Below are 21,249 nucleotides of genomic sequence, written 5' to 3' on the forward strand. Positions count from 1 at the left end.
CCGCGCTCTCGGGCGTCGCGCCTTCCACCAGATTGACCTTGCTGGCGCCTGGCACGTTCGGGTCGGCGAGCCGGGTGAGCACGTCGCTGAGGGCTTCGGGCGGCGGCAGGGGAGCAGTGACCGGCGCAGCAACCTGGCTCGACGAGGCAGGTGGCAACGACGAGGTGGCCGACGACTCAGTCTTCGGGTGAGGCGACGAACACGCCATAATCCCGGCCACCGCCAGGGCGGTGGCGCCGCTCAGCGCTACGCACAGTGGCCGATTCATCCACTCGGTCGGCCGGCTAGGCGGCTCTGGCCGCTTCGCGGAGGAAGGAGGTCGCTAAGGTCAGGCCGATGGGGGCAAATGAAGTCACACCGGCGAAGGGGGCTAGGGCGACGACGCGGGCCGAGCCGGTGGCGAGGCATTTTGCGGTCACTTCGGCCCTTTCGATCATCACGATTAGTGGCCGAGATTACCAGCGTGACGAAAATCTTAACTTTTCGTGGGTATTTGACTACGTACATGAGTCGGCAATCGCCGGTAGCTTTGAAGTATCCACCGCGCCAATTCGGAGCGGGAAAGGAGCGCAAGATGGGTAGCTCAGAGCGTTCTGAAGCTTTCGAATCCTCCCACGGATCCGACGGGTCCAACGGCGACGAGGCCGAGTTGGAGCAACTACGTCGCGAGGCCGCGATGTTGCGCGAGCAACTCGAGCAGACCGTTGGCTCGCACAGCGGCGCTCGCTCCGCGCGCGATGTGCATCAGCTGGAGGCGCGCATCGACTCCCTTGCGTCGCGGAACTCGAAGTTGATGGAGACCCTCAAAGAGGCCCGCCAGCAACTGCTGGCGCTACGTGAGGAAGTCGATCGGCTGGGGCAGCCGCCCAGCGGCTACGGCGTCCTGCTCGCCACCCACGAGGACGACACCGTCGACGTGTTCACCTCCGGTCGCAAGATGCGGCTGACGTGCTCGCCGAACATCGAAGTCCCGTTGCTGCGCAAGGGTCAGACGGTCCGCCTGAACGAGGCGCTCACGGTGGTCGAGGCCGGCACGTTCGAATCTGTCGGCGAGATCTCCACGTTGCGTGAACTGCTGGCCGACGGGCATCGCGCCCTGGTCGTCGGGCACGCGGACGAGGAACGCATTGTGTGGCTCGCCGAGCCGCTGGTCGCCGAGAACCTGCCGGAAGGCCATCCCGATGCGCTCAACGACGACACCCGGCCGCGCAAGCTGCGTCCCGGCGACTCGTTGCTGGTCGACACCAAGGCCGGGTACGCCTTCGAGCGCATTCCCAAGGCCGAGGTCGAGGACCTGGTGCTGGAAGAGGTACCCGATGTCAGCTACCTGGACATCGGCGGCCTTACTCGTCAGATCGAGCAGATCCGCGACGCGGTGGAACTGCCGTTCCTGCACAAAGAGCTGTACCGCGAGTACGCGCTGCGGCCGCCCAAAGGTGTGCTGCTCTACGGCCCGCCCGGCTGCGGTAAGACGCTGATCGCCAAGGCCGTGGCCAACTCGCTGGCCAAGAAGATGGCCGAGGTGCGCGGCGACGACGCCCGCGAAGCCAAGTCCTACTTCTTGAACATCAAGGGCCCCGAACTGCTCAACAAGTTCGTCGGTGAGACCGAACGGCACATCCGGCTGATCTTCCAGCGCGCGCGTGAAAAGGCGTCGGAAGGCACACCGGTGATCGTGTTCTTCGATGAGATGGACTCGATCTTCCGCACTCGTGGCACCGGGGTGTCCTCGGACGTCGAGACGACCGTGGTTCCGCAGCTGCTCAGTGAGATCGACGGCGTGGAGGGACTCGAGAACGTCATCGTCATCGGCGCCTCCAACCGTGAGGACATGATCGACCCCGCCATCCTGCGGCCGGGACGTCTGGACGTGAAGATCAAGATCGAGCGGCCGGATGCCGAAGCGGCGCAAGACATCTTCTCGAAGTACTTGGTCGAGTCGCTGCCGGTGCACGGCGACGACCTGGCCGAGTTCGGGGGCGACCGTTCGGCCTGCATCAGGGCGATGATCGAGAAGGTCGTCGAACGGATGTACGCCGAGATCGACGACAACCGATTCCTGGAGGTCACCTACGCCAACGGTGACAAGGAAGTCATGTACTTCAAGGACTTCAACTCCGGGGCGATGATTCAGAACGTCGTCGACCGTGCGAAGAAGAACGCGATCAAGTCCGTGCTGGAGACCGGGCAACCCGGTCTGCGTATCCAGCACCTACTGGACTCGATCGTCGACGAGTTCGCCGAAAACGAGGACCTGCCCAACACCACCAACCCCGACGACTGGGCGCGGATTTCGGGCAAGAAGGGTGAGCGAATCGTCTACATCCGCACCCTGGTTACCGGCAAGAGCTCGAGCGCATCGCGGGCCATCGACACCGAATCCAACCTGGGTCAGTACCTGTAAGGGCCGGCGCCTCGGTGCCTGGTGCCCTGGTGTCTGGTGGCGCCGCCAGACTTAAACCACGCACACGACGCGCACGCCCGGCGGCGCAACCGTTGAAGTTTCGTGGCGGCTTGGCAGGGAAGTAAGTCAGTCGGTCACCAACGAATAGCTGTTGGTCAGGTTGTCCTGCAACACGTGGGCGGGGTGCTGCGTGGTATCCACCCGCAATTCGTCGGTGAGCACGCGCGGTTGGTAGGTCCATCCGGCGGGTAGGTCGAGCCGGTCGGCAAGACCCGGTAGGTCGGCGCGCGACAAGGTGGCGTCTGCGACCTGGCTCCAGGTCTGCATGATCCAGTGCTGGCTCTGGGGATCGATGAGTTCGTACACCTCTTGGCCGGCGTTGAAGACGAAGACCGTGCGTCGGTTGACCGTGTTGGGGATGTAGGGCGCGGGGTTCATCGACGACAACAGGACTGTGGCCTGCTGGATCATTTCGATCCCGCCGAAGGATTTGGTGATCTGCGGGCCCTGGGTGGTCTTTTCGATGGCGTTCATCAGCCAATACCGGGGACCGTTGAGCAGGGCGGCAGCCGCCCCGTGTTCGGTGGCGATGGCGTGTGCGTCCAGCGCCGACCAGAGCTCCTGGGGACAGTCGTTGAGCGGGAAGCTGTTGTAAACCGTTGCCTGCGGTCCCGCCTCGCCGGGCGTTACGAGCAGCACCTCGCCGTATCGCTTTCCGGACAGGTCGAGTGCGTGCTTACCGACGGCGCGGCCGGATTCGGGCTCGGACACAGGGTGAAATTAATCACTGGTGTCGGTGCCGTCAACACGGCGGACGGTCACCCGGCGGCGCCGTGGTAGCGATTGCGCGCCACCAAGGTGGTGCCCAGGTCATCGATCAACGGGTCGAGAAACGTGGACCGGTATTCCGCGTCGCCGGCGGCGCGGGCGCTGATGTACATGAACGTCAACGCGCCGAGGAACAGCGTCATGTGGATCAGCGAGTCGGGCACCGGCAGCGTGAATCCGAGCACCGTCGCGCTGCTCTGGTAGGTGTGGGTCCACTCGTTGAGCAGTTCGGGACTGAGCACGATGAGCCCGAGAATCAGATAGATCGCGGTGGTCACCACCGCCACCACCATGATCTGCGCCAGCTGGGAGACGGCCAAAACAAAAACCACGTTGAGCCGCTCCGACTTCTTCAGCGGTGCCCCGTCAGAGGCGGCGGGCATCGCGGCGAACGGTGTGCCCGCGAGCTTTTCGGGTTCGTCACGCGGCACCGTCGCCGATTGCAGCATCGGCCTGACGCGCTCTCGCGTTGCCGAGCTGACGAACGCCGCCGCGATGGTGACCAGGAACGCCATGGCCAGCGCCAGCCGGTTGCCGCTGATTGTCGCGGCCATCAGCCAGACGTAGGTGTTGAAGAACACCAACGCGGTCAGCAGCACGACCGGCAGTGCCCGAACGGCCAAGGCGCCCACCGTCGCAAAGTGCGACAGCATCATCCGTACCGCCCATCCGAGGATCGATCCGATCCCGCTGCCGGTCAGGATCAGCACGGCGGTAACGACGACGGCCTCCTGCATGACGTCGCCGACGGCGACCCCGACGCAGGCCACGAACGCAGCCGACAACGTCGCTATCGCGGTGCGTGTCTTGCGGGTTCGCGACCGCGAAACCAGCCAGCCGATGACGGCCATCAACGGCAGGGCCAGGGCGAGCAGAATTAGCACGGCCAGTTGTGAGGTCGTCGGTTCGCCACTGATCTCGACGTCGTGCCCGCCGGTGATCAGGTAGATCGCCAAGACGCACCCCTGCAGCGCCGCGTACGCGGCAAGCGCGGGTGCCGACCGCGTCCAGAGCCGCCGCCACCGCGCGCGCCGGGTGAGTACGGACGGCAAACCACGCCCCAAAAACCAGCTTTCGGCCGCGGCGCTCGGCTCTGCCCGGCGGCCCGGAGCGCGGCCGCGAAGTAGCTCCATGCCGGCTCACCCTACGGCCGGCAGGTCACCCGCGCCGGCCTTATCGGAATGGTTGCCGGACTGGCAATTTCCGGACATCGGCGGGGCCGCTGATCCGCTCCACCACGCCCCGCCGGCCGGGCCGCTCCGTCACCCGGCCTACGCTTAGGTCATGCAACGGATTATCGGGACGGAGGTCGAATACGGCATTTCATCGCCATCGGACCCGACAGCCAATCCGATCCTCACATCGACGCAGGCGGTTTTGGCGTATGCCGCAGCAGCGGGCATTCAGCGCGCCAAGCGCACCCGGTGGGACTACGAGGTGGAATCGCCGTTGCGGGACGCCCGCGGCTTTGACTTGAGCCGCTCGGCCGGCCCACCCCCGGTGGTCGACGCCGATGAGGTCGGCGCGGCCAACATGATTTTGACCAACGGCGCGCGGCTCTACGTCGACCACGCGCACCCGGAGTACTCCGCACCCGAGTGCACCGACCCACTCGACGCGGTGATCTGGGACAAGGCCGGCGAGCGGGTGATGGAGGCCGCGGCGCGCCACGTCGCCAGCGTGCCCGGGGCCGCGAAATTGCAGCTCTACAAGAACAACGTCGACGGCAAGGGCGCCTCCTACGGGTCGCACGAGAACTACCTGATGTCGCGGCAGACGCCGTTTTCGGCGATCATCGCCGGGCTGACCCCCTTTCTGGTCTCCCGGCAGGTGGTCACCGGCTCCGGACGGGTCGGCATCGGGCCTTCCGGCGACGAGCCCGGTTTTCAGTTGTCCCAGCGCTCCGATTACATCGAGGTCGAAGTCGGCCTTGAGACCACGCTCAAGCGCGGCATCATCAACACTCGCGACGAACCACACGCCGACGCCGACCGCTATCGGCGGCTGCACGTCATCATCGGCGACGCCAACCTCGCCGAGACGTCGACCTATCTGAAACTGGGCACCACGGCGCTGGTGCTGGACCTGATCGAAGAGGGGCCGGCGCACGGCATCGACCTGGGCGATTTGGCGCTGGCGCGGCCGGTGCATGCGGTCCACGCGATCAGCCGCGACCCGTCGCTGCGCGCAGCGGTGGCCTTGGCCGACGGTCGCGAGCTGACCGGGCTTGCGCTGCAACGGGTTTACCTCGATCGGGTGGCCAAGCTGGTCGATAGCCGCGACCCCGACCCGCGCGCGGCCGACGTCGTCGAGACCTGGGCGCACGTGCTCGACCAACTCGAGCGCGACCCGATGGAATGCGCCGAGATACTCGACTGGCCGGCCAAGCTGCGCCTGCTTGAAGGATTCCGGCAGCGCGAAAACCTGAGCTGGTCGGCGCCGCGGCTGCATTTGGTGGACCTGCAATATTCCGACGTCCGGCTGGACAAGGGCCTGTACAACCGGCTCGTCGCGCGCGGCTCGATGAAGCGCTTGGTCACCGAACACCAGGTGCTCGAGGCGGTGGACAAGCCGCCCACGGACACCCGTGCATACTTCCGCGGCGAATGCCTGCGCAGGTTCGGTGCCGACATCGCCGCGGCCAGCTGGGACTCCGTGATTTTCGACCTGGGCGGTGATTCCCTGGTCCGCATTCCGACGCTGGAGCCGCTGCGCGGGAGCAAGGCGCACGTCGGGGCGCTGCTGGATTCGGTGGACAGCGCCGCCGAGCTGGTGGAACAACTCACCAGCTAGGTACCGGTTAACCACGGGACCGTCGGGGTTGACCGGTAGGCTAGGACAGACCAACGGGCAGTGTGGCTTGATCGGTGAGTAAGCCATTCAAATGGCCCACACAACGCAGGAGGCGGCGATGGCTCAGGAGCAGACCAAGCGTGGCGGTGGTGGCGGCGACGAAGACGACATCGCCAGCAGCACGGCCGCGGGCCAAGAGCGCCGGGAGAAGCTAGCCGAGGACACCGACGATCTGCTCGACGAGATCGACGACGTCCTCGAGGAGAACGCTGAGGACTTCGTTCGCGCGTATGTCCAAAAGGGCGGACAGTGACCTGGCCTTTCTCCAATCGCCTGTCCACCAATTCCGCACTACCGGGCCCCGCACTTCCGGGCAATTCCGCTATAGACCTCTCGTCGTTTGCTGACCTGTTGCGACGCCAGGCGCCGGAATTGCTGCCGGCAAGCCTGTCCGGCCCGCAATCGGATGCCCCCACGGGGCAGCTGCCGCACGGCACCACGATCGTCGCGCTGAAGTACCCGGGCGGTGTCGTGCTCGCCGGCGACCGGCGTTCGACGCAGGGCAACATGATCGCCGGCCGCGATGTCAAAAAGGTGTATATCACCGACGACTACACCGCCACCGGCATCGCCGGTACCGCCGCCATCGCCGTGGAATTCGCCCGCCTTTATGCGGTCGAACTCGAGCACTACGAGAAACTCGAAGGCGTGCCACTGACATTCGCCGGCAAGGTCAACCGGCTGGCGATCATGGTGCGTGGAAACCTGGCGGCCGCGATGCAGGGTCTGATCGCCTTGCCGCTGCTGGTTGGCTACGACATCGACGCGTCCGATTCCGAAGGCGCCGGCCGGATCGTGTCTTTCGATGCCGCCGGGGGCTGGAACCTGGAAGAGGAGGGTTACCAGTCGGTAGGGTCGGGCTCGATCTTCGCCAAGTCGTCGATGAAGAAGTTGTACTCGCAGGTCGCCGACGCCGATTCCGCGGTGCGGGTCGCGATCGAGGCGCTCTACGACGCGGCCGATGACGATTCCGCCACCGGTGGACCGGATCTGGTGCGGGGCATCTATCCCACCGCGGTCACCATCGGTGCCGAGGGAGCGCTTGAAGTGCCAGAGAGCCGCATCGCGGAATTGGCTCGCGAAGTGATTCAAAGCCGTTCGCGCGCTGACACTTTCGGCCCCGATGGTGGTGAGAAGTGAGCTTTCCCTATTTCATCTCGCCCGAGCAGGCGATGCGCGAGCGCAGCGAGCTCGCGCGCAAGGGCATCGCTCGTGGCAAGAGCGTGGTCGCCCTGGTCTACGCCGGTGGCGTGCTGTTCGTCGCGGAGAACCCGTCACGGTCGTTGCAGAAGATCAGCGAACTCTACGATCGTGTCGGCTTCGCGGCGGCCGGCAAGTTCAACGAATTCGACAACCTGCGCCGGGGCGGAATCCAATTCGCCGACACCCGCGGCTACGCCTACGACCGGCGCGACGTGACGGGCCGCCAGCTGGCCAACGTCTACGCGCAGACGCTGGGCACCATCTTCACCGAGCAGGCCAAGCCCTACGAGGTGGAATTGTGCGTTGCCGAGGTCGCACACTACGGCGAGACCAAACCGCCTGAGCTCTACCGGATCACCTATGACGGGTCGATCGCCGACGAGCCGCATTTCGTCGTGATGGGTGGCACCACCGAGCCGATCACCACGGCACTCAAGGACTCGTACGCCGAGAACGCCGATCTGCGTGAGGCCACGCGCATCGCCGTGAAAGCGCTGCGGGCCGGCAGCGAGGCCTCGAATGGGGACCAGTCCACGCTCGACGTGGGCAGCCTGGAAGTTGCCATCCTGGACGTCAACCGGCCGCGACGGGCCTTCCGGCGGATCAATCGTGCCACCTTGGAAAATTTGCTGCGCGAGCTGGATGCCAATGGCTCGGGTGGCGACGCTGAGCCGTCGGACACCAACGGCGGGCCCTCCGACTAGACGCGCCCATACCGGCGCACGTACGCCCGTGCCGGTGGGGCTGGTGATGCGTAAGGTGCTGGTGAGCTGCGAGTAGCCGCGGCGCCGGTGCGAGTCGATGGGTGTCAAGGCGCACCCCGCGTGCCCCCGCCGAGGGTCGACGAAACACTTCGTCGAATTGATAAGCGCGGCATGCTCACCGTCCAGGTCGGACAACCAGTACCCTCGATTACGTGCAGAGGCGAATCATGGGCATCGAGACCGAGTTCGGGGTCACCTGCACATTCCACGGCCATCGACGGCTCAGCCCGGACGAGGTGGCCCGCTACCTGTTCCGTCGCGTCGTGTCCTGGGGCCGAAGCTCCAACGTCTTCCTTCGCAACGGGGCCCGCCTGTATCTCGACGTCGGAAGCCACCCGGAGTACGCCACCGCCGAATGCGACAGCCTGGTGCAGCTGGTCACCCACGACCGCGCCGGCGAATGGGTGCTGGAAGACCTGTTGGTCGACGCCGAGCAGCGGCTCGCTGATGAGGGCATCGGCGGTGACATCTACCTGTTCAAGAACAACACCGACTCGGCGGGCAACTCGTATGGCTGCCACGAGAACTACTTGATCGTGCGCGCCGGCGAGTTCTCCCGGATCTCGGACGTGCTGCTGCCCTTCCTGGTCACCCGCCAGTTGATCTGCGGCGCGGGCAAGGTGCTGCAGACCCCCAAGGCCGCAACCTTCTGCCTTTCCCAACGCGCCGAGCACATTTGGGAGGGCGTCTCCTCGGCCACCACTCGCAGCCGGCCGATCATCAACACCCGCGACGAGCCGCACGCCGACGCGGAGAAGTACCGGCGCTTGCACGTGATCGTCGGCGACTCCAACATGTGCGAGACCACCACCATGCTCAAGGTCGGCACCGCCGCCCTGGTGTTGGAGATGATCGAGGCCGGTGTCCCGTTTCGGGACTTCTCGCTCGACAACCCCATCCGCGCCATCCGCGAGGTCAGCCACGACACGACCGGCCGTCGGCCGGTGCGGCTGGCGGGCGGGCGTCAGGCCAGTGCGCTGGATATCCAGCGCGAGTACTACAGCCGTGCCGTCGACCACCTGCAGACCCGGGAGCCCAACGCGCAAATCGAGCAGATCGTCGACCTGTGGGGCCGCCAGCTCGACGCGGTCGAGAGCCAGGACTTCGCGAAGGTCGACACGGAGATCGACTGGGTGATCAAGCGCAAACTCTTCCAGCGCTACCAGGACCGCTACAGCATGGAGCTGTCCGACCCGAAGATCGCCCAGCTGGACCTGGCCTACCACGACATCAAGCGCGGGCGCGGGGTCTTCGACCTGCTGCAGCGCAAAGGACTGGCCGCGCGCGTCACCACCGACGAGGACATTGCGGAGGCGGTCGACAACCCGCCGCAGACCACCCGGGCGCGGCTGCGTGGCGAGTTCATCAGCGCGGCCCAGGCCGCGGGTCGTGACTTCACCGTCGACTGGGTGCACTTGAAGCTCAACGATCAGGCGCAGCGCACCGTGTTGTGCAAGGACCCCTTCCGGGCGGTCGACGAGCGGGTCAAGCGCCTGATCGCGAGCATGTAGCCGCGCCTCGGCTCATCAGCCCCCCCGGCACGGCATCGAAGCAGACTTTCCGAAGTGCTAGCGCGGGCGCCAGCGCAATCGAAAGTCGCCGGCACCTCCCCGGCTCGGGGCACAAGTCAAGGCAGGCAATAGCGCGACGCGGACGCCCGGTGGGAGCGCCAGACGAGGACCATCGAATAATCTGGAGCCGATGGCGACGTCAAAAGTCGAGCGACTGGTAAATCTGGTCATCGCCCTGCTTTCCACCCGCGGCTACATCTCGGCGGAGAAGATCAGGTCGAGTGTGGCGGGTTATTCGGACAGCCCCAGCGCCGAGGCGTTCTCGCGCATGTTCGAGCGGGACAAGAACGAGCTGCGCGACCTCGGCATCCCGCTGGAGGTCGGCCGGGCGTCGGCCTGGGATCCCACCGAGGGCTACCGGATCAACCGTGACGCCTACTCGCTCGCACCGGTCGACCTGACCCCCGACGAGGCGGCAGCCGTAGCGGTGGCGACGCAGCTGTGGGAGTCGCCCGAACTCATCACCGCGACTCAGGGCGCGCTGCTCAAACTGCGCGCGGCCGGGGTCGACGTCGATCCGGACGCGCCGGTGGCCATTGCGTCGCCCGCCGGGGTTCCGGGGCTGCGCGGGTCGGAGGAAGTCCTCGGAATCCTTCTGTCCGCCATCGACTCCCGGCAGGCCGTGCAGTTTCCGCACCGGCCGTCGCGAGCCGAGCCGTACGCCACCCGCACCGTCGAGCCCTGGGGTGTGGTCACCCAGAAGGGCCGCTGGTATCTGGTGGGCCATGACCGCGACCGCGACGCGACCCGCACCTTCCGGCTCTCCCGGATCGGTTCGAACGTCACGCCGATCGGCCCGCCGGGCGCCGTCGCCGTGCCGAACGACGTTGACCTGCGCAAGATCGTGGCCCAGACCGTCACCGAGGTTTCGGCGACGCCAACCGTTGGGCAGGCCCGGGTGTGGGTGGCCGGCGGGCGGGCTACGGCACTGCGGCGCGCCGGCCGGCCCGTCGAGGCTCGCCAACTCGGGGGTCGCGACGGCGAGGTCATCGAACTCGACATCTCCTTCGCCGACCAGCTGGCACGTGACATCGCCGGCTACGGAGCCGACGCCCTGGTGCTCGAACCTCAGTCGCTGCGCGACGACGTGCTGGCCCGGCTGCGCGCGCATGCGGGCGTGGACGCTGTCGTTGCCGGGCAACCGCCCCGCCGCGGGGGAGTGTCCGCATGACACCCGTTTCCACGCGCTTGATCCGGCTGCTGAACATGGTGCCGTATTTCCAAGCCAATCCTCGGGTCACCCGATCCAAGGCCGCCGCCGACCTCGGGGTATCGGCCAAGCAGCTGGAAGAGGACCTCAATCAGCTATGGATGTGCGGTCTACCCGGTTATTTCCCGGGCGACCTGATCGATTTCGAGTTCTCCGGGGACACCATCGAGGTGACGTTCTCCGCGGGGATCGACCGTCCCCTGAGGCTCACCTCGCCGGAGGCCACCGGCCTGCTGGTGGCGTTGCGGGCGCTCGCCGACATCCCCGGGGTCGTCGACCCGGAAGCCGCGCGCAGCGCCATCGCCAAGATCGAGGATGCGGCGGGGGCTGTCGGGCACGACGCGTCACTCGCGGCGTCGGCCGTCGATGAACCCGCACCGGCGGAGAACCGGGCCGCCGCCGCGGTGCGCGCGGCCGTCCAGTCCAGGCATGCGTTGGCCATCGACTACTACTCCGCCTCGCACGACACCCTGGCCAGCCGGGTCGTCGACCCCATCCGGGTGCTGCTGATCGGCGGCCACAGCTACCTGGAGGGTTGGTCACGGGAGGCCGAGGGCGTGCGGTTGTTCCGCTTCGACCGGATCGTGGACGCCACCGAGCTCGACGAGCCGGCAGCGCCGCCCGAGCCGGCGCTGCACGCGCCGCCGGACACCTCGCTGTTCGACGGCGATCCGTCGCTGCCGTCGGCCAAGCTGCGGGTGGCGCCTGCGGCGTCCTGGATGTTCGAGTACTACCCCATGCGCGACGTGCGTGAATTGCCGGACGGATCCTGCGAGGCGGTGATGACCTACGCTTCCGAGGATTGGATGACGCGGCTGGTGCTGGGCTTCGGGCTCGACGTGCAGGTGCTGCAGCCTGCGTCTCTGGCGCAGCGGGTACGGGATGCCGCGGCGGCCGCCGTGACGTCCTACGAAGCCCTGAGCTCATAAAAGTCCAGGCGAAATGGGCGGTGGGGCGGCGCGCGCCCGGCGCCACACGGCACCACTGCGGTAGCATCGGGTGAACGTCTGGAGGTAATCAAAGTGGGCAGTCTTAGTCCGTGGCACTGGGCGATCCTCGCGGTCGTGGTGATCTTGCTGTTCGGTGCGAAGAGGCTCCCCGATGCGGCGCGTTCGTTGGGCAAGTCGATGCGGATCTTCAAGTCCGAGATTCGCGAAATGCAGACGGAGAACAAAGCGGAAACGTCGGCCTTGGGAACCCAAAGCGAGGCTTCCGCGGCGAACCCAACGCCCGTGGAGTCGCAGCGGGTCGATGCGCCGACGCCCAGCGAGCAGGGGCACAGCGAAGCACGTCCGGCGTAGCCGCCATCACCGTCGCGCTGCCCGAGCGCCACTGACCGAGCATCGTGAAAGTCTTCAAGGTTTCAGCGCGCACTTCCGGCCTGCTGAGGCGCCTCAACCCTCGTAACCGGCGCAGCCGAACCAACCCGGATGCGACCATGTCGCTGGTCGACCATCTGACCGAGCTGCGCACCCGGCTGCTGATTTCGCTGGCCGCCATCTTGCTGACCACGATCTTCGGCTTCGTCTGGTATTCGCATTCGATCTTCGGACTGGAAAGCCTGGGCGAGTGGTTACGTCATCCCTACTGTTCGCTGCCGCAGTCGGCGCGCGCAGAGATCAGCCCTGGCGGCCAATGTCGGCTGCTGGCCACCGCGCCGTTCGATCAGTTCATGCTGCGGCTCAAGGTCGGGCTGACCGCGGGGGTGGTACTCGCCTGTCCGGTGTGGTTCTACCAGCTGTGGGCGTTCATCACGCCCGGGCTGTATCGGAAGGAACGCCGCTTCGCGGTCGCGTTCGTGATCCCCGCCGTGGTGCTGTTCGTCGTCGGCGCGGTGCTGGCCTACTTCGTGCTGGCCAAGGCGCTGGGCTTCCTGCTGACCGTCGGCAGCGACGTCCAGGTGACCGCGCTGTCCGGCGACCGATATTTCGGATTCCTGATAAACCTGCTCGTGGTTTTCGGCGTCAGCTTCGAATTTCCGCTGCTCATCGTCATGCTCAACGCCATCGGCATCCTGCCCTACGAGCGACTCAAGGCGTGGCGGCGCGGCCTGATCTTCGCGATGTTCGCGTTCGCGGCGATCTTCACCCCCGGATCCGACCCGTTTTCGATGACCGCGCTCGGGTTGGCGCTGTCAATCCTGTTGGAGTTCGCCATCCAGATCTCCCGGCTGCACGACAGACGGAAGGCCAAGCGTGAAGCCCAGGCCGTGATTCCCGACGACGAAGCATCGGTCATCGAACCGCCCACCGCTATACCGGAGCCGTCGTTCACCGCCGGGCAACACGACGATGTCACCTGATCCATCGCCGACTCATGACGTCGCCGAGTTCGTGGAGCTCACCCGGTTCGCCACCGAACTGCCCTTCGCGCTCGACGGCTTTCAGCGTCGGGCGTGCGCGGCGCTCGAACGAGGACATGGCGTGCTGGTCTGCGCGCCGACGGGCGCCGGCAAGACGGTGGTCGGCGAATTCGCCGTGCACCTGGCGTTGGCGTCCGGCGGCAAGTGTTTCTACACCACGCCGCTAAAAGCGCTGAGCAACCAGAAGCACACCGACCTCACGGCGCGCTACGGCCGCGACCGCATCGGCCTGCTCACCGGAGACATGTCCGTCAACGCCGACGCACCCGTGGTGGTGATGACCACCGAAGTGCTGCGCAACATGCTCTACGCGGATTCACCTGCGCTGCATGGACTTTCGTATGTGGTGATGGACGAGGTGCATTTCCTCGCCGACCGGATGCGGGGTCCGGTATGGGAGGAGGTGATCCTGCACCTGCCCGACGAGGTTCGGGTGGTCAGCCTCTCGGCGACAGTGAGCAACGCCGAGGAATTCGGCGGCTGGATTCAGACCGTGCGCGGCGATACGACGGTGGTGGTCGACGAGCACCGGCCGGTGCCGCTGTGGCAACACGTGTTGGTGGGCAAGCGTCTGCTCGATCTGTTCGATTACGACAACGAGATGCCGGCCGCGGATCGTCAACCGCGCGTCAATCCCGAACTGCTGCGCCACATTGCGCACCGCCGCGAGGCGGACCGCATGACCGACTGGCAGCCCCGGCGCCGCGGCACCGGACGCCCGTCGCGTCCCCGCTTCTACCGGACACCGGGGCGCCCCGACGTGATCGCCACCCTGGATTCCGAAGGGCTGCTGCCCGCGATCACGTTCGTGTTCTCGCGTGCCGGCTGCGATGCCGCCGTCCAGCAGTGCCTGCGCTCATCCTTGCAGCTGACCACCCAGGAGGAGCGCGCACAGATCGCCGAGGTGATCGAACACCGGTGCGGCGATCTCGCCGACGCCGACCTGAGCGTGCTCGGTTACTACGAGTGGCGCGAGGGGCTGCTGCGTGGTTTGGCGGCCCACCATGCCGGCATGCTGCCCGTTTTCCGCCACACCGTCGAAGAGCTGTTCACCGCCGGACTGGTCAGGGCGGTGTTCGCCACCGAGACCCTGGCACTCGGGATCAACATGCCCGCACGCACGGTGGTGCTCGAGCGGTTGGTGAAGTTCAACGGCGAGCAGCACGTGGCGCTGACGCCGGGGGAGTACACGCAGCTCACCGGCCGCGCCGGGCGGCGCGGCATCGACGTCGAGGGCCATGCGGTGGTGCTGTGGAATCCCACCGAGGAAACCACCGAACCGTCCGCGGTGGCCGGGCTGGCCTCCACCCGCACCTTCCCGCTGCGCAGCTCGTTCGCCCCGTCGTACAACATGACGATCAACCTGGTCCAGCAGATGGGTCCCGAGCAGGCACATCGGTTGTTGGAGCAGTCATTTGCGCAGTATCAGGCCGACCGTTCCGTCGTCGGGCTGGTTCGCGGCATCGAGCGGGGCAGCGCGTTGCTTGATGAGATCGCCGCCGAGATCGGCGGACCCAAGGCCCCGATCCTCGAATACGCCCGGATGCGTGCACGCATCACCGAGAGGGAGCGCGCACAGTCGCGCGCGTCCCGACTGCAACGACGGCAGGCCGCCACCGACGCGCTGGCCGCGCTGCGCCGGGGCGACATCATCAACATCACCCACGGCCGGCGCGGTGGGCTGGCCGTGGTGCTGGAATCCGCCCGCGACAGCTCCGATCCGCGACCGCTGGTGCTCACCGAAAACCGTTGGGCGGGCAGGATTTCGTCGGCCGACTATTCGGGGGCGTCCGCGCGCGTCGGTTCGATGTCACTGCCCAAACGGGTCGAACACCGTCAGCCACGGGTCCGGCGCGATCTGGCCTCGGCGCTGCGATCGGCTGCCGCCGGGCTGACCGTCCCGGCCCGGCATCGGGGCGGCCGCGGTGACTCCGACGGCGCCTTCCACGACCCGGAGCTGGCGTCGTTGCGTGAACAGCTGCGCCGACACCCATCGCACAACACGCCCGGCCTGGAAGATCAGGTCCGGCAGGCCGAGCGGTACCTGCGGATCGAACGCGACAACGCGCAGTTGGAGAAAAAGGTTGCGGCCGCCACCAATTCGCTGGCTCGGACCTTCGACCGGATCGTCGGGTTGCTCACCGAGCGCGGGTTCATCGAAGGACGCGACGGCGATCCTCGCGTAACCGACCACGGCCGGTTGCTGGCGCGCATCTACAGCGAAAGCGATCTGCTGGTCGCCGAGTGTCTCCGCACCGGCGCGTGGTCGGGGCTGAACCCGGCCGAGCTGGCGGCGGTGGTCTCGGCGGTGCTGTACGAAAGCCGGGGTGGTGAGGGGCCGGGGGCAGCCTTTGCCGCCGACGCGCCCACCCAGCAAGTGCGGCAGGCGCTGCAGCAGACGTCGCGGCTGTCGATGGCGTTGCGTGCCGACGAGCAAACGCACCGGATCGCCCCGAGCCGCGAACCCGACGACGGCTTCGTCAACGTCATCTACCGCTGGGCCAGAACGGGAGATCTCGCCGCGGCACTGGCGGCCGCAGACCCGGCCGGCACCGGATCACCCCTGCTCGCGGGGGATTTCGTGCGCTGGTGCCGCCAGGTTCTCGACCTGTTGGACCAGGTCCGCAACGCCGCTCCGGACCCCGAATTACGGGCCACCGCCAAGCGCGCTATCAATGACATTCGGCGCGGCGTCGTCGCAGTTGACGCCGGGTAGGCTAGGCCGGAGCTACCGTTAAGCGCCGATAGCATGCCAAGACACACAGGCTGAGGGAGAGAGATGAGCGGACCGCAGGGATCGGACCAGCAGTGGCAGCCGCCCGGCCAAGGTCAAGGTCAAGGTAGCGACCACTCGTCAGACCCGACCCAGGTGGGACCGACCTGGCAGGATCAGTCGAATCAGGAGACGTCTTGGCAGGCCCCCGCATACACGCCGCCCGCCGACTACCCGCAGTACCAACAGCCGACTGAGCAGGCCTACCCGCAGCAGTACCCCCAGCAGCAGCCGGGCTACGCGCAGCCAGGCCAATACGGTCAGCCCGGCCAATACGGCCAGCCCGGGCAGTACGCCCAGCCGGGGCAGTACGGCCAGCCGGGCCAGTACCCGCAGCCCGGGCAATATCCCCAGCCCGGCCAGTACGGCCAGCCGGGCCAGTACCCGCAGTACCCCGGTTACGAGCAGCCGGGCAAGAAGCGGCCGGTCGGGCTCATCGCCGGCGTGGGTGGGGCGATCGCATTTCTGCTCATCGCGGTCGTGCTGGTGCTGGGCTTCTGGCAGCCCGGGTTCTTCGTCACCACCAAGCTGGACGTCAATAAGGCGCAGGCCGGGGTCCAGCAAGTGCTCAGCGACGAAACCAACGGCTACGGCGCGAAGAACGTCCAGAATGTCAAGTGCAACCACGGCCAGAACCCGACGGTCAAGAAGGGCACCACATTCGACTGCGACGTGAGCATCGACGGCGCGCCCAAGCACGTGACCGTGACGTTCCAGGACAACAAGGGCACCTACGAGGTCGGCCGGCCGCAATAAGCGGCGGCATCGTCAGTCCGGCAGCGCGTCCAGCGCTTTCTGCAAACGACTGATCGACGAGCCGACACCCAGCTCGGTCGCCAGTTTGGCGGTGCGTTGCGGATCGGCGGCAACCAGCGGCAATTCGTCGCCGGCTGTCGAGAAGGTAACGGGAGCGTCCACGGCCACCCGCACCACTTTGCCGGCCGACTCGATGTAATCCAGCGCGGCCAACAGTTTCCTGCGCACACCCTTGGCCATCTTCGACTTCGGGTCGTGCGCGGCGGCCAGGATCTGCTCCAGCGAGCCGTGCTGGGCCAGCAGCGTCGCCGCCGTCTTTTCGCCGACTCCCGGGACGCCGGGCAAGCCGTCGGACGGGTCGCCACGCAGCAACGCTAGTTCGGCGTAGGCGGGGCCGGCCCTATCCACCGGCACGCCATAGTGTTCGGCCACCTCCCCGGGCCCGAACAACGTGGCCTTGCTCAGTCCTCGGCCGAGATACAGCACCCGGACCGGGACGGGATCGTCGGACACCACCTGCAGCAGGTCGCGGTCACCGCTGACCACCACCACCGGATCCTTGCGTTCCCGGGCCGCCAGCGTGCCCAGCACGTCGTCGGCCTCAAACCCCTCCGCACCGGCCGTCGGAATCCCGAACGCGTCAAGGAGTTCGGCGATCATGTCGATCTGGGGCGTCAGATCGTCGGGGACTTCCTCGATGTCCGGCTCGTTCCGCGGCTCCACCTCCGCCACGCGGTGGGCCTTGTAGGACGGGACGAGGTCCACGCGGAACTGAGGGCGCCAATCGAGGTCCAGGCAGACGGCCAGCCGGGTGGGCCGCTGCTGGGTGATCACCACGGCCATGGAGTCGATGAATCCGCGAACGGCGTTGACCGGCCGGCCGTCGGGAGCGGTGATCGAGGACGGCACCCCGAAATACGAGCGGAACCACATGCTGGCGCCGTCGAGCAGGACGAGCGGCGAGCGGGGTGCTGGCATGCCGGTTATGGTCTCACGCCGCCGCGAGGCGATGTGCTACTGAGCATTAGCCTGGCTGGCATGGAGTCTCACCGCTTCGAAGCAGCAGTGTACGAACGCCGGGTGGCGACGGCCGCCGCGGCGGCTGCCAACGAGGGTTTGGCCGGGCTGGTCATCACGCCGGGCTACGACCTGCGCTACCTCGTCGGGTCGCGCGCACAGACATTGGAACGGTTCACCGCGCTGGTGTTGCCCGCGTCGGGCGATCCAACGGTCGTGGTGCCGCGGCTGGAGCTGGCCTCACTGAAAGGGTCTGCCGTCGCCGAACTCGGCCTGGCGGTGCGGGATTGGGTCGACGGCGAGAATCCATACGATCTGGTGGGCTCCGCGTTGGGCGGCGCCCCCGCCGCGATCGCGGTCACCGATGCCATGCCGGCATTGCACCTGCTGCCGCTGGCCGGCGTGCTCGGTGTGTTGCCGGTCCTGGCCACCGACGTGTTGCGCACGCTGCGGATGGTCAAGGAGGAATGCGAGGTCGACTCGCTGCGCAAGGCCGGTGCGGCCATCGATCGGGTGCACGCCCGGGTGCCCGAGTTCCTGGTCCCGGGCCGCACGGAGGCCGACGTCGCCGCCGACATCGCGGATGCCATTGTGGCCGAAGGGCATTCGGAGGTGGCGTTCATCATTGTCGGATCCGGGCCGCATGGCGCCGATCCGCACCACGGTTATTCGGATCGCGAACTGCAGGTTGGAGACATCGTCGTCGTCGATATCGGCGGCTCTTATGAACCCGGCTACAATTCCGACTCGACGCGCACCTACAGCATCGGTGAACCGGATCGTGAAGTAGCTCAACACTATTCGGTGCTACAACGCGCCCAGCGCGCGGCGTATGAAGCTGTACGCCCCGGGGTGACGGCCGAACAGGTGGACGCTGCCGCCCGCGACGTGCTGGCCGCGGAAGGACTTGCTGAGTACTTCGTGCACCGCACCGGCCACGGCATCGGGCTGTCGGTCCACGAAGAGCCCTACATCGTCGCCGGAAACGATCTGCCGCTGGCCGAGGGCATGGCCTTTTCGATCGAGCCGGGCATCTATTTCCCGGGCCGTTGGGGTGCCCGCATCGAGGACATCGTCGTCGTGACTGCGGACGGTGCCTTAGCCGTCAACAATCGGCCGCACGAATTGATCGTGGTGCCGGTGCCTTAAGTGACGCGCCCCTCCTTCCGCGTAGGTTGGGGGTGGTGTCAATCCTGGATCTCCCGCTGCTGCCGATTCGCATTGCACGCCACGTTGTCGAGGCGGTCCTGCACTCCACCGCACCGGCTCCGGCGTCGACACCGGCACCGGCGCCAGCCCCGCCCGCTGAGCTCATCGTGGTCGACGGCATGCCCGAAGGGGTGCCGCCGGCCGCACGGCGCCCAGAGCCGAAGCTTCCCGCGCCTGCGGGATGGCCGTTCGGTGAACAGTTCCCGCGCACGTGCGGCGCGGGCCGAGTGGCCGACGGTGCTTTGTTCTGGACCGACTTCCTCTACGACGACCATGGCGCGACGGGTATCCCGATCGGTGACCTGAAGATTCAGGCGCCGCCGCGCGGAACCTACGTCTATCCCGACGGGCCGGCGGCCGGCAACGGCGCCGACATCTTCCGCGTCGCCATCGGGCTCACCGAGAGCCACACCTGGTGGCGGATCGATTGGAACACCCTGCTGGACGCCTCGGTGCCCATTGCGCTGTTCACCTTCGACACCGACCCGGCCCGAACGGCGGACGAGGAGTGGCCGGCCGGAGCCGGCGTGCGCTCGAAGGGCATCGACACGGCCCTGCTCGTGTCGGGGAGTGGCGCCGCGCTGATCGACCTGACGACCCAGGTCAGGACGCCGGTCGAGCGCAGCGTCGACATGCAATCACGGTCATTCGTGGCGCAGGTCCCGCGGTCGCTGGCCGAACCCACGCAAAGCTGGACGGTCCGCCTGGCCGCGGGCTTGGCGAACGCGGCGGGGGACGGGTTTGCCGACGTGCCCGCCCTGCACGGTGCGCTCCCCGGCCAACCCAACGTCTACAACGTGGCATTCCGCACCACCGAGCAGGAGCCGCCGCACCTGAACTTCTGGTCGGATGCCGCGCAGGCCGCCGCTCTGACGCATGGCGACGTCTCAGAGTTTGCGCTGACTGTGCCGTGGGCTCAGCTGGCCGCCCGCGAAACCGCTCCCGAGCCGGTGATCACCGGCCCGTCCACCCGGTGGTACGTGTCGTCGATCGAACTCGGCCAGGGCCTGGAACAAGGTTGGGCCGCCAACGACATCCTGAGCACCAAGCCGCAATTCCTCGGCCGGGTGCAGCCGTATTCGATCTGTCTGCCGTCGAGCTACGCACCGGGTCGCGTGTTGCCGCTGACCCTGCTGCTGCACTCCCTTTCACTCGGGCAGAGCCAGTTCGCCGCGATCGACCCGCGACTGTTGCACGAGGTGTGCGAGGGCAGGGACTCGGTGGTGGTCACGCCGTTGGCCCGGGGGCCGTCCACCTGGTACTTCGACAGCGGCGAACTCGACGTCTGGGAAGTGTGGGCGCGCGTCGCCGAACAACTGGCCACCGATCCCAATCGCACTGTGATCTCGGGCTATTCGATGGGCGGGTATGCGACCTACAAGCTGGGGCTGAGTTACCCGCAGGTGTTTTCGCAAGCGGTGGTGCTGGCGGGGCCGCCGACGTGCGGGGTGCGGCTGCTGCCCCACGTCGACATTCCCGCCGACCTCGACCTTGACTCGCCCTGTGCCCGTGAGGGCGACACCTGGAAGCTGCTGGTGAACGCCCGATGGTTGCCGTACGTCATCGCCCATGGGCTGCTCGACGAACTGGTGCCGTTCGCCTCGGCCGCCGAGCAGGTGCTCGAGCTCGACCGGTTGGGTTACCGCCACCGGTTCAGTGTCTACCCACTCGAGGATCACATCGCCTGGGTATTTCAGGACAAGTTCGAGGATCCGGTTTCTCACATGGGAACCGCTCTGCGCCAAGCGGATCCGGGGCACATCACGTTCGCCTGGTATCCGCAACTGGTGCGCGCCGATCTGGGTATCGGGCCGCACCAGGTGTGGTGGTTGTCGGAGCTGGCCGCCGATCCCAAAGTCACCGCGCGGCGCGGGGCCGTCGCGGAGGTCGACGCGCGCTCGTACGCGCGGCCAGACCCCACGCATACCGTCCGACACCATCGCGGCTTCATCCCCCACTTCGAGCCGACGCCCGGGCTTTACAGCGAGCTCGACTGGCAAGTGGGACGGTCCGTTGGCCCGCTGCCGTATCTGACGTTGCGCCTCAACGGGGTTGCCAGCCTGAGGGTCGATATCGAACGTGCCGGCCTGGCGGCGCTGCCGACGTCGACCATCACGGTGGCCACCGACGTCGTCGCCAAGGTGACGCTCGGTGGGTTGCCCACCACGGTTGATGTGCAGCTCGATGGGGAACCGGCCGGGCCGACCGTCACGGTGCCGCCCGGCCGGCACCGCATCACGTTGACGGCAGGAGTGGCTGTTGACGGATGAGTTGTCGCGGTGGGTCATCGTGCCTAGCT

17 protein-coding genes and 1 pseudogene are annotated in these 21,249 nt (G+C 67.0%); 14 read left to right on the forward strand and 4 right to left on the reverse strand.

The window, feature by feature from the left end:
* Positions 1-268 (reverse strand): annotated as a pseudogene (locus tag A5652_RS26780) (hypothetical protein); the annotation flags it as partial.
* Positions 269-574: 306 nt separating this feature from the next.
* On the opposite strand from A5652_RS26780, the gene arc reads away from it, so the two are divergent.
* Entirely contained in the window at positions 575-2,404 is a 1,830-nt protein-coding gene (arc, locus tag A5652_RS14040; RefSeq protein WP_067352120.1) for a proteasome ATPase, read from the forward strand.
* Between the two features lie 126 nt (positions 2,405-2,530).
* On the opposite strand, the gene A5652_RS14045 is transcribed toward arc, so the two are convergent.
* Both A5652_RS14045 and A5652_RS14050 read right to left on the reverse strand, forming a co-directional pair.
* A complete protein-coding gene (locus A5652_RS14045) occupies positions 2,531-3,175 on the reverse strand; it encodes a hypothetical protein (protein WP_067352087.1) in 645 nt (214 codons plus the stop codon).
* Positions 3,176-3,222: 47 nt separating this feature from the next.
* Positions 3,223-4,365: a hypothetical protein gene (locus tag A5652_RS14050; protein ID WP_156745331.1), complete on the reverse strand. Its 1,143-nt coding sequence runs from the start codon at positions 4,363-4,365 to the stop codon at positions 3,223-3,225.
* Positions 4,366-4,516: 151 nt separating this feature from the next.
* Between A5652_RS14050 and dop the strand changes: the two genes are divergently transcribed.
* From dop to A5652_RS14105, 11 genes are all read left to right on the forward strand, one after another.
* Complete coding sequence (gene dop, locus A5652_RS14055) at positions 4,517-6,025, forward strand: pup deamidase/depupylase (RefSeq protein WP_067352090.1); 1,509 nt, start codon at positions 4,517-4,519, stop codon at positions 6,023-6,025.
* 118 nt (positions 6,026-6,143) lie between these two features.
* Entirely contained in the window at positions 6,144-6,338 is a 195-nt protein-coding gene (locus A5652_RS14060) for a ubiquitin-like protein Pup (protein ID WP_067352126.1), read from the forward strand.
* Positions 6,335-7,225, forward strand: coding sequence for a proteasome subunit beta (gene prcB / locus A5652_RS14065; RefSeq protein WP_067352093.1), 891 nt, complete (start codon positions 6,335-6,337; stop codon positions 7,223-7,225). Before A5652_RS14060 ends, prcB begins: the two co-directional genes overlap by 4 nt.
* A complete protein-coding gene (gene prcA, locus A5652_RS14070; protein ID WP_067352096.1) occupies positions 7,222-7,992 on the forward strand; it encodes a proteasome subunit alpha in 771 nt (256 codons plus the stop codon). Before prcB ends, prcA begins: the two co-directional genes overlap by 4 nt.
* A gap of 212 nt (positions 7,993-8,204) precedes the next feature.
* Complete coding sequence (gene pafA / locus A5652_RS14075; protein ID WP_156745332.1) at positions 8,205-9,563, forward strand: Pup--protein ligase; 1,359 nt, start codon at positions 8,205-8,207, stop codon at positions 9,561-9,563.
* Positions 9,564-9,753: 190 nt separating this feature from the next.
* On the forward strand, positions 9,754-10,794 hold the full coding sequence (locus A5652_RS14080) for a YafY family protein (RefSeq protein WP_067352101.1): 1,041 nt from the start codon (positions 9,754-9,756) through the stop codon (positions 10,792-10,794).
* A complete protein-coding gene (locus A5652_RS14085; protein ID WP_067352104.1) occupies positions 10,791-11,762 on the forward strand; it encodes a YafY family protein in 972 nt (323 codons plus the stop codon). The genes A5652_RS14080 and A5652_RS14085 overlap by 4 nt, the downstream gene beginning before the upstream one ends.
* A 93-nt stretch (positions 11,763-11,855) precedes the next feature.
* The gene (gene tatA, locus A5652_RS14090) at positions 11,856-12,134 is read left to right on the forward strand and encodes a Sec-independent protein translocase subunit TatA (protein WP_067352107.1); all 279 of its coding nucleotides are present in this window, start codon (positions 11,856-11,858) and stop codon (positions 12,132-12,134) included.
* Between the two features lie 44 nt (positions 12,135-12,178).
* Entirely contained in the window at positions 12,179-13,135 is a 957-nt protein-coding gene (gene tatC / locus A5652_RS14095; RefSeq protein WP_156745333.1) for a twin-arginine translocase subunit TatC, read from the forward strand.
* Positions 13,125-15,911, forward strand: a complete 2,787-nt coding sequence (locus A5652_RS14100) for an RNA helicase (protein WP_067352111.1) — start codon at positions 13,125-13,127, stop codon at positions 15,909-15,911. Before tatC ends, A5652_RS14100 begins: the two co-directional genes overlap by 11 nt.
* A 63-nt stretch (positions 15,912-15,974) precedes the next feature.
* Positions 15,975-16,724, forward strand: coding sequence for a DUF4333 domain-containing protein (locus A5652_RS14105; RefSeq protein WP_067352114.1), 750 nt, complete (start codon positions 15,975-15,977; stop codon positions 16,722-16,724).
* 12 nt (positions 16,725-16,736) lie between these two features.
* Here the strand turns inward: A5652_RS14105 and A5652_RS14110 are convergent, their stop codons facing one another.
* On the reverse strand, positions 16,737-17,702 hold the full coding sequence (locus tag A5652_RS14110) for a 5'-3' exonuclease (RefSeq protein WP_067352116.1): 966 nt from the start codon (positions 17,700-17,702) through the stop codon (positions 16,737-16,739).
* Positions 17,703-17,762: 60 nt separating this feature from the next.
* On the opposite strand from A5652_RS14110, the gene A5652_RS14115 reads away from it, so the two are divergent.
* A complete protein-coding gene (locus A5652_RS14115) occupies positions 17,763-18,890 on the forward strand; it encodes a Xaa-Pro peptidase family protein (protein WP_067352118.1) in 1,128 nt (375 codons plus the stop codon).
* 35 nt (positions 18,891-18,925) lie between these two features.
* A complete protein-coding gene (locus A5652_RS14120; protein WP_067352133.1) occupies positions 18,926-21,220 on the forward strand; it encodes an alpha/beta hydrolase-fold protein in 2,295 nt (764 codons plus the stop codon).
* The last annotated feature ends 29 nt before the right edge of the window (positions 21,221-21,249 follow it).

The organism is Mycobacterium sp. 1165178.9, assembly GCF_001673555.1.
Taxonomy (GTDB): domain Bacteria; phylum Actinomycetota; class Actinomycetes; order Mycobacteriales; family Mycobacteriaceae; genus Mycobacterium.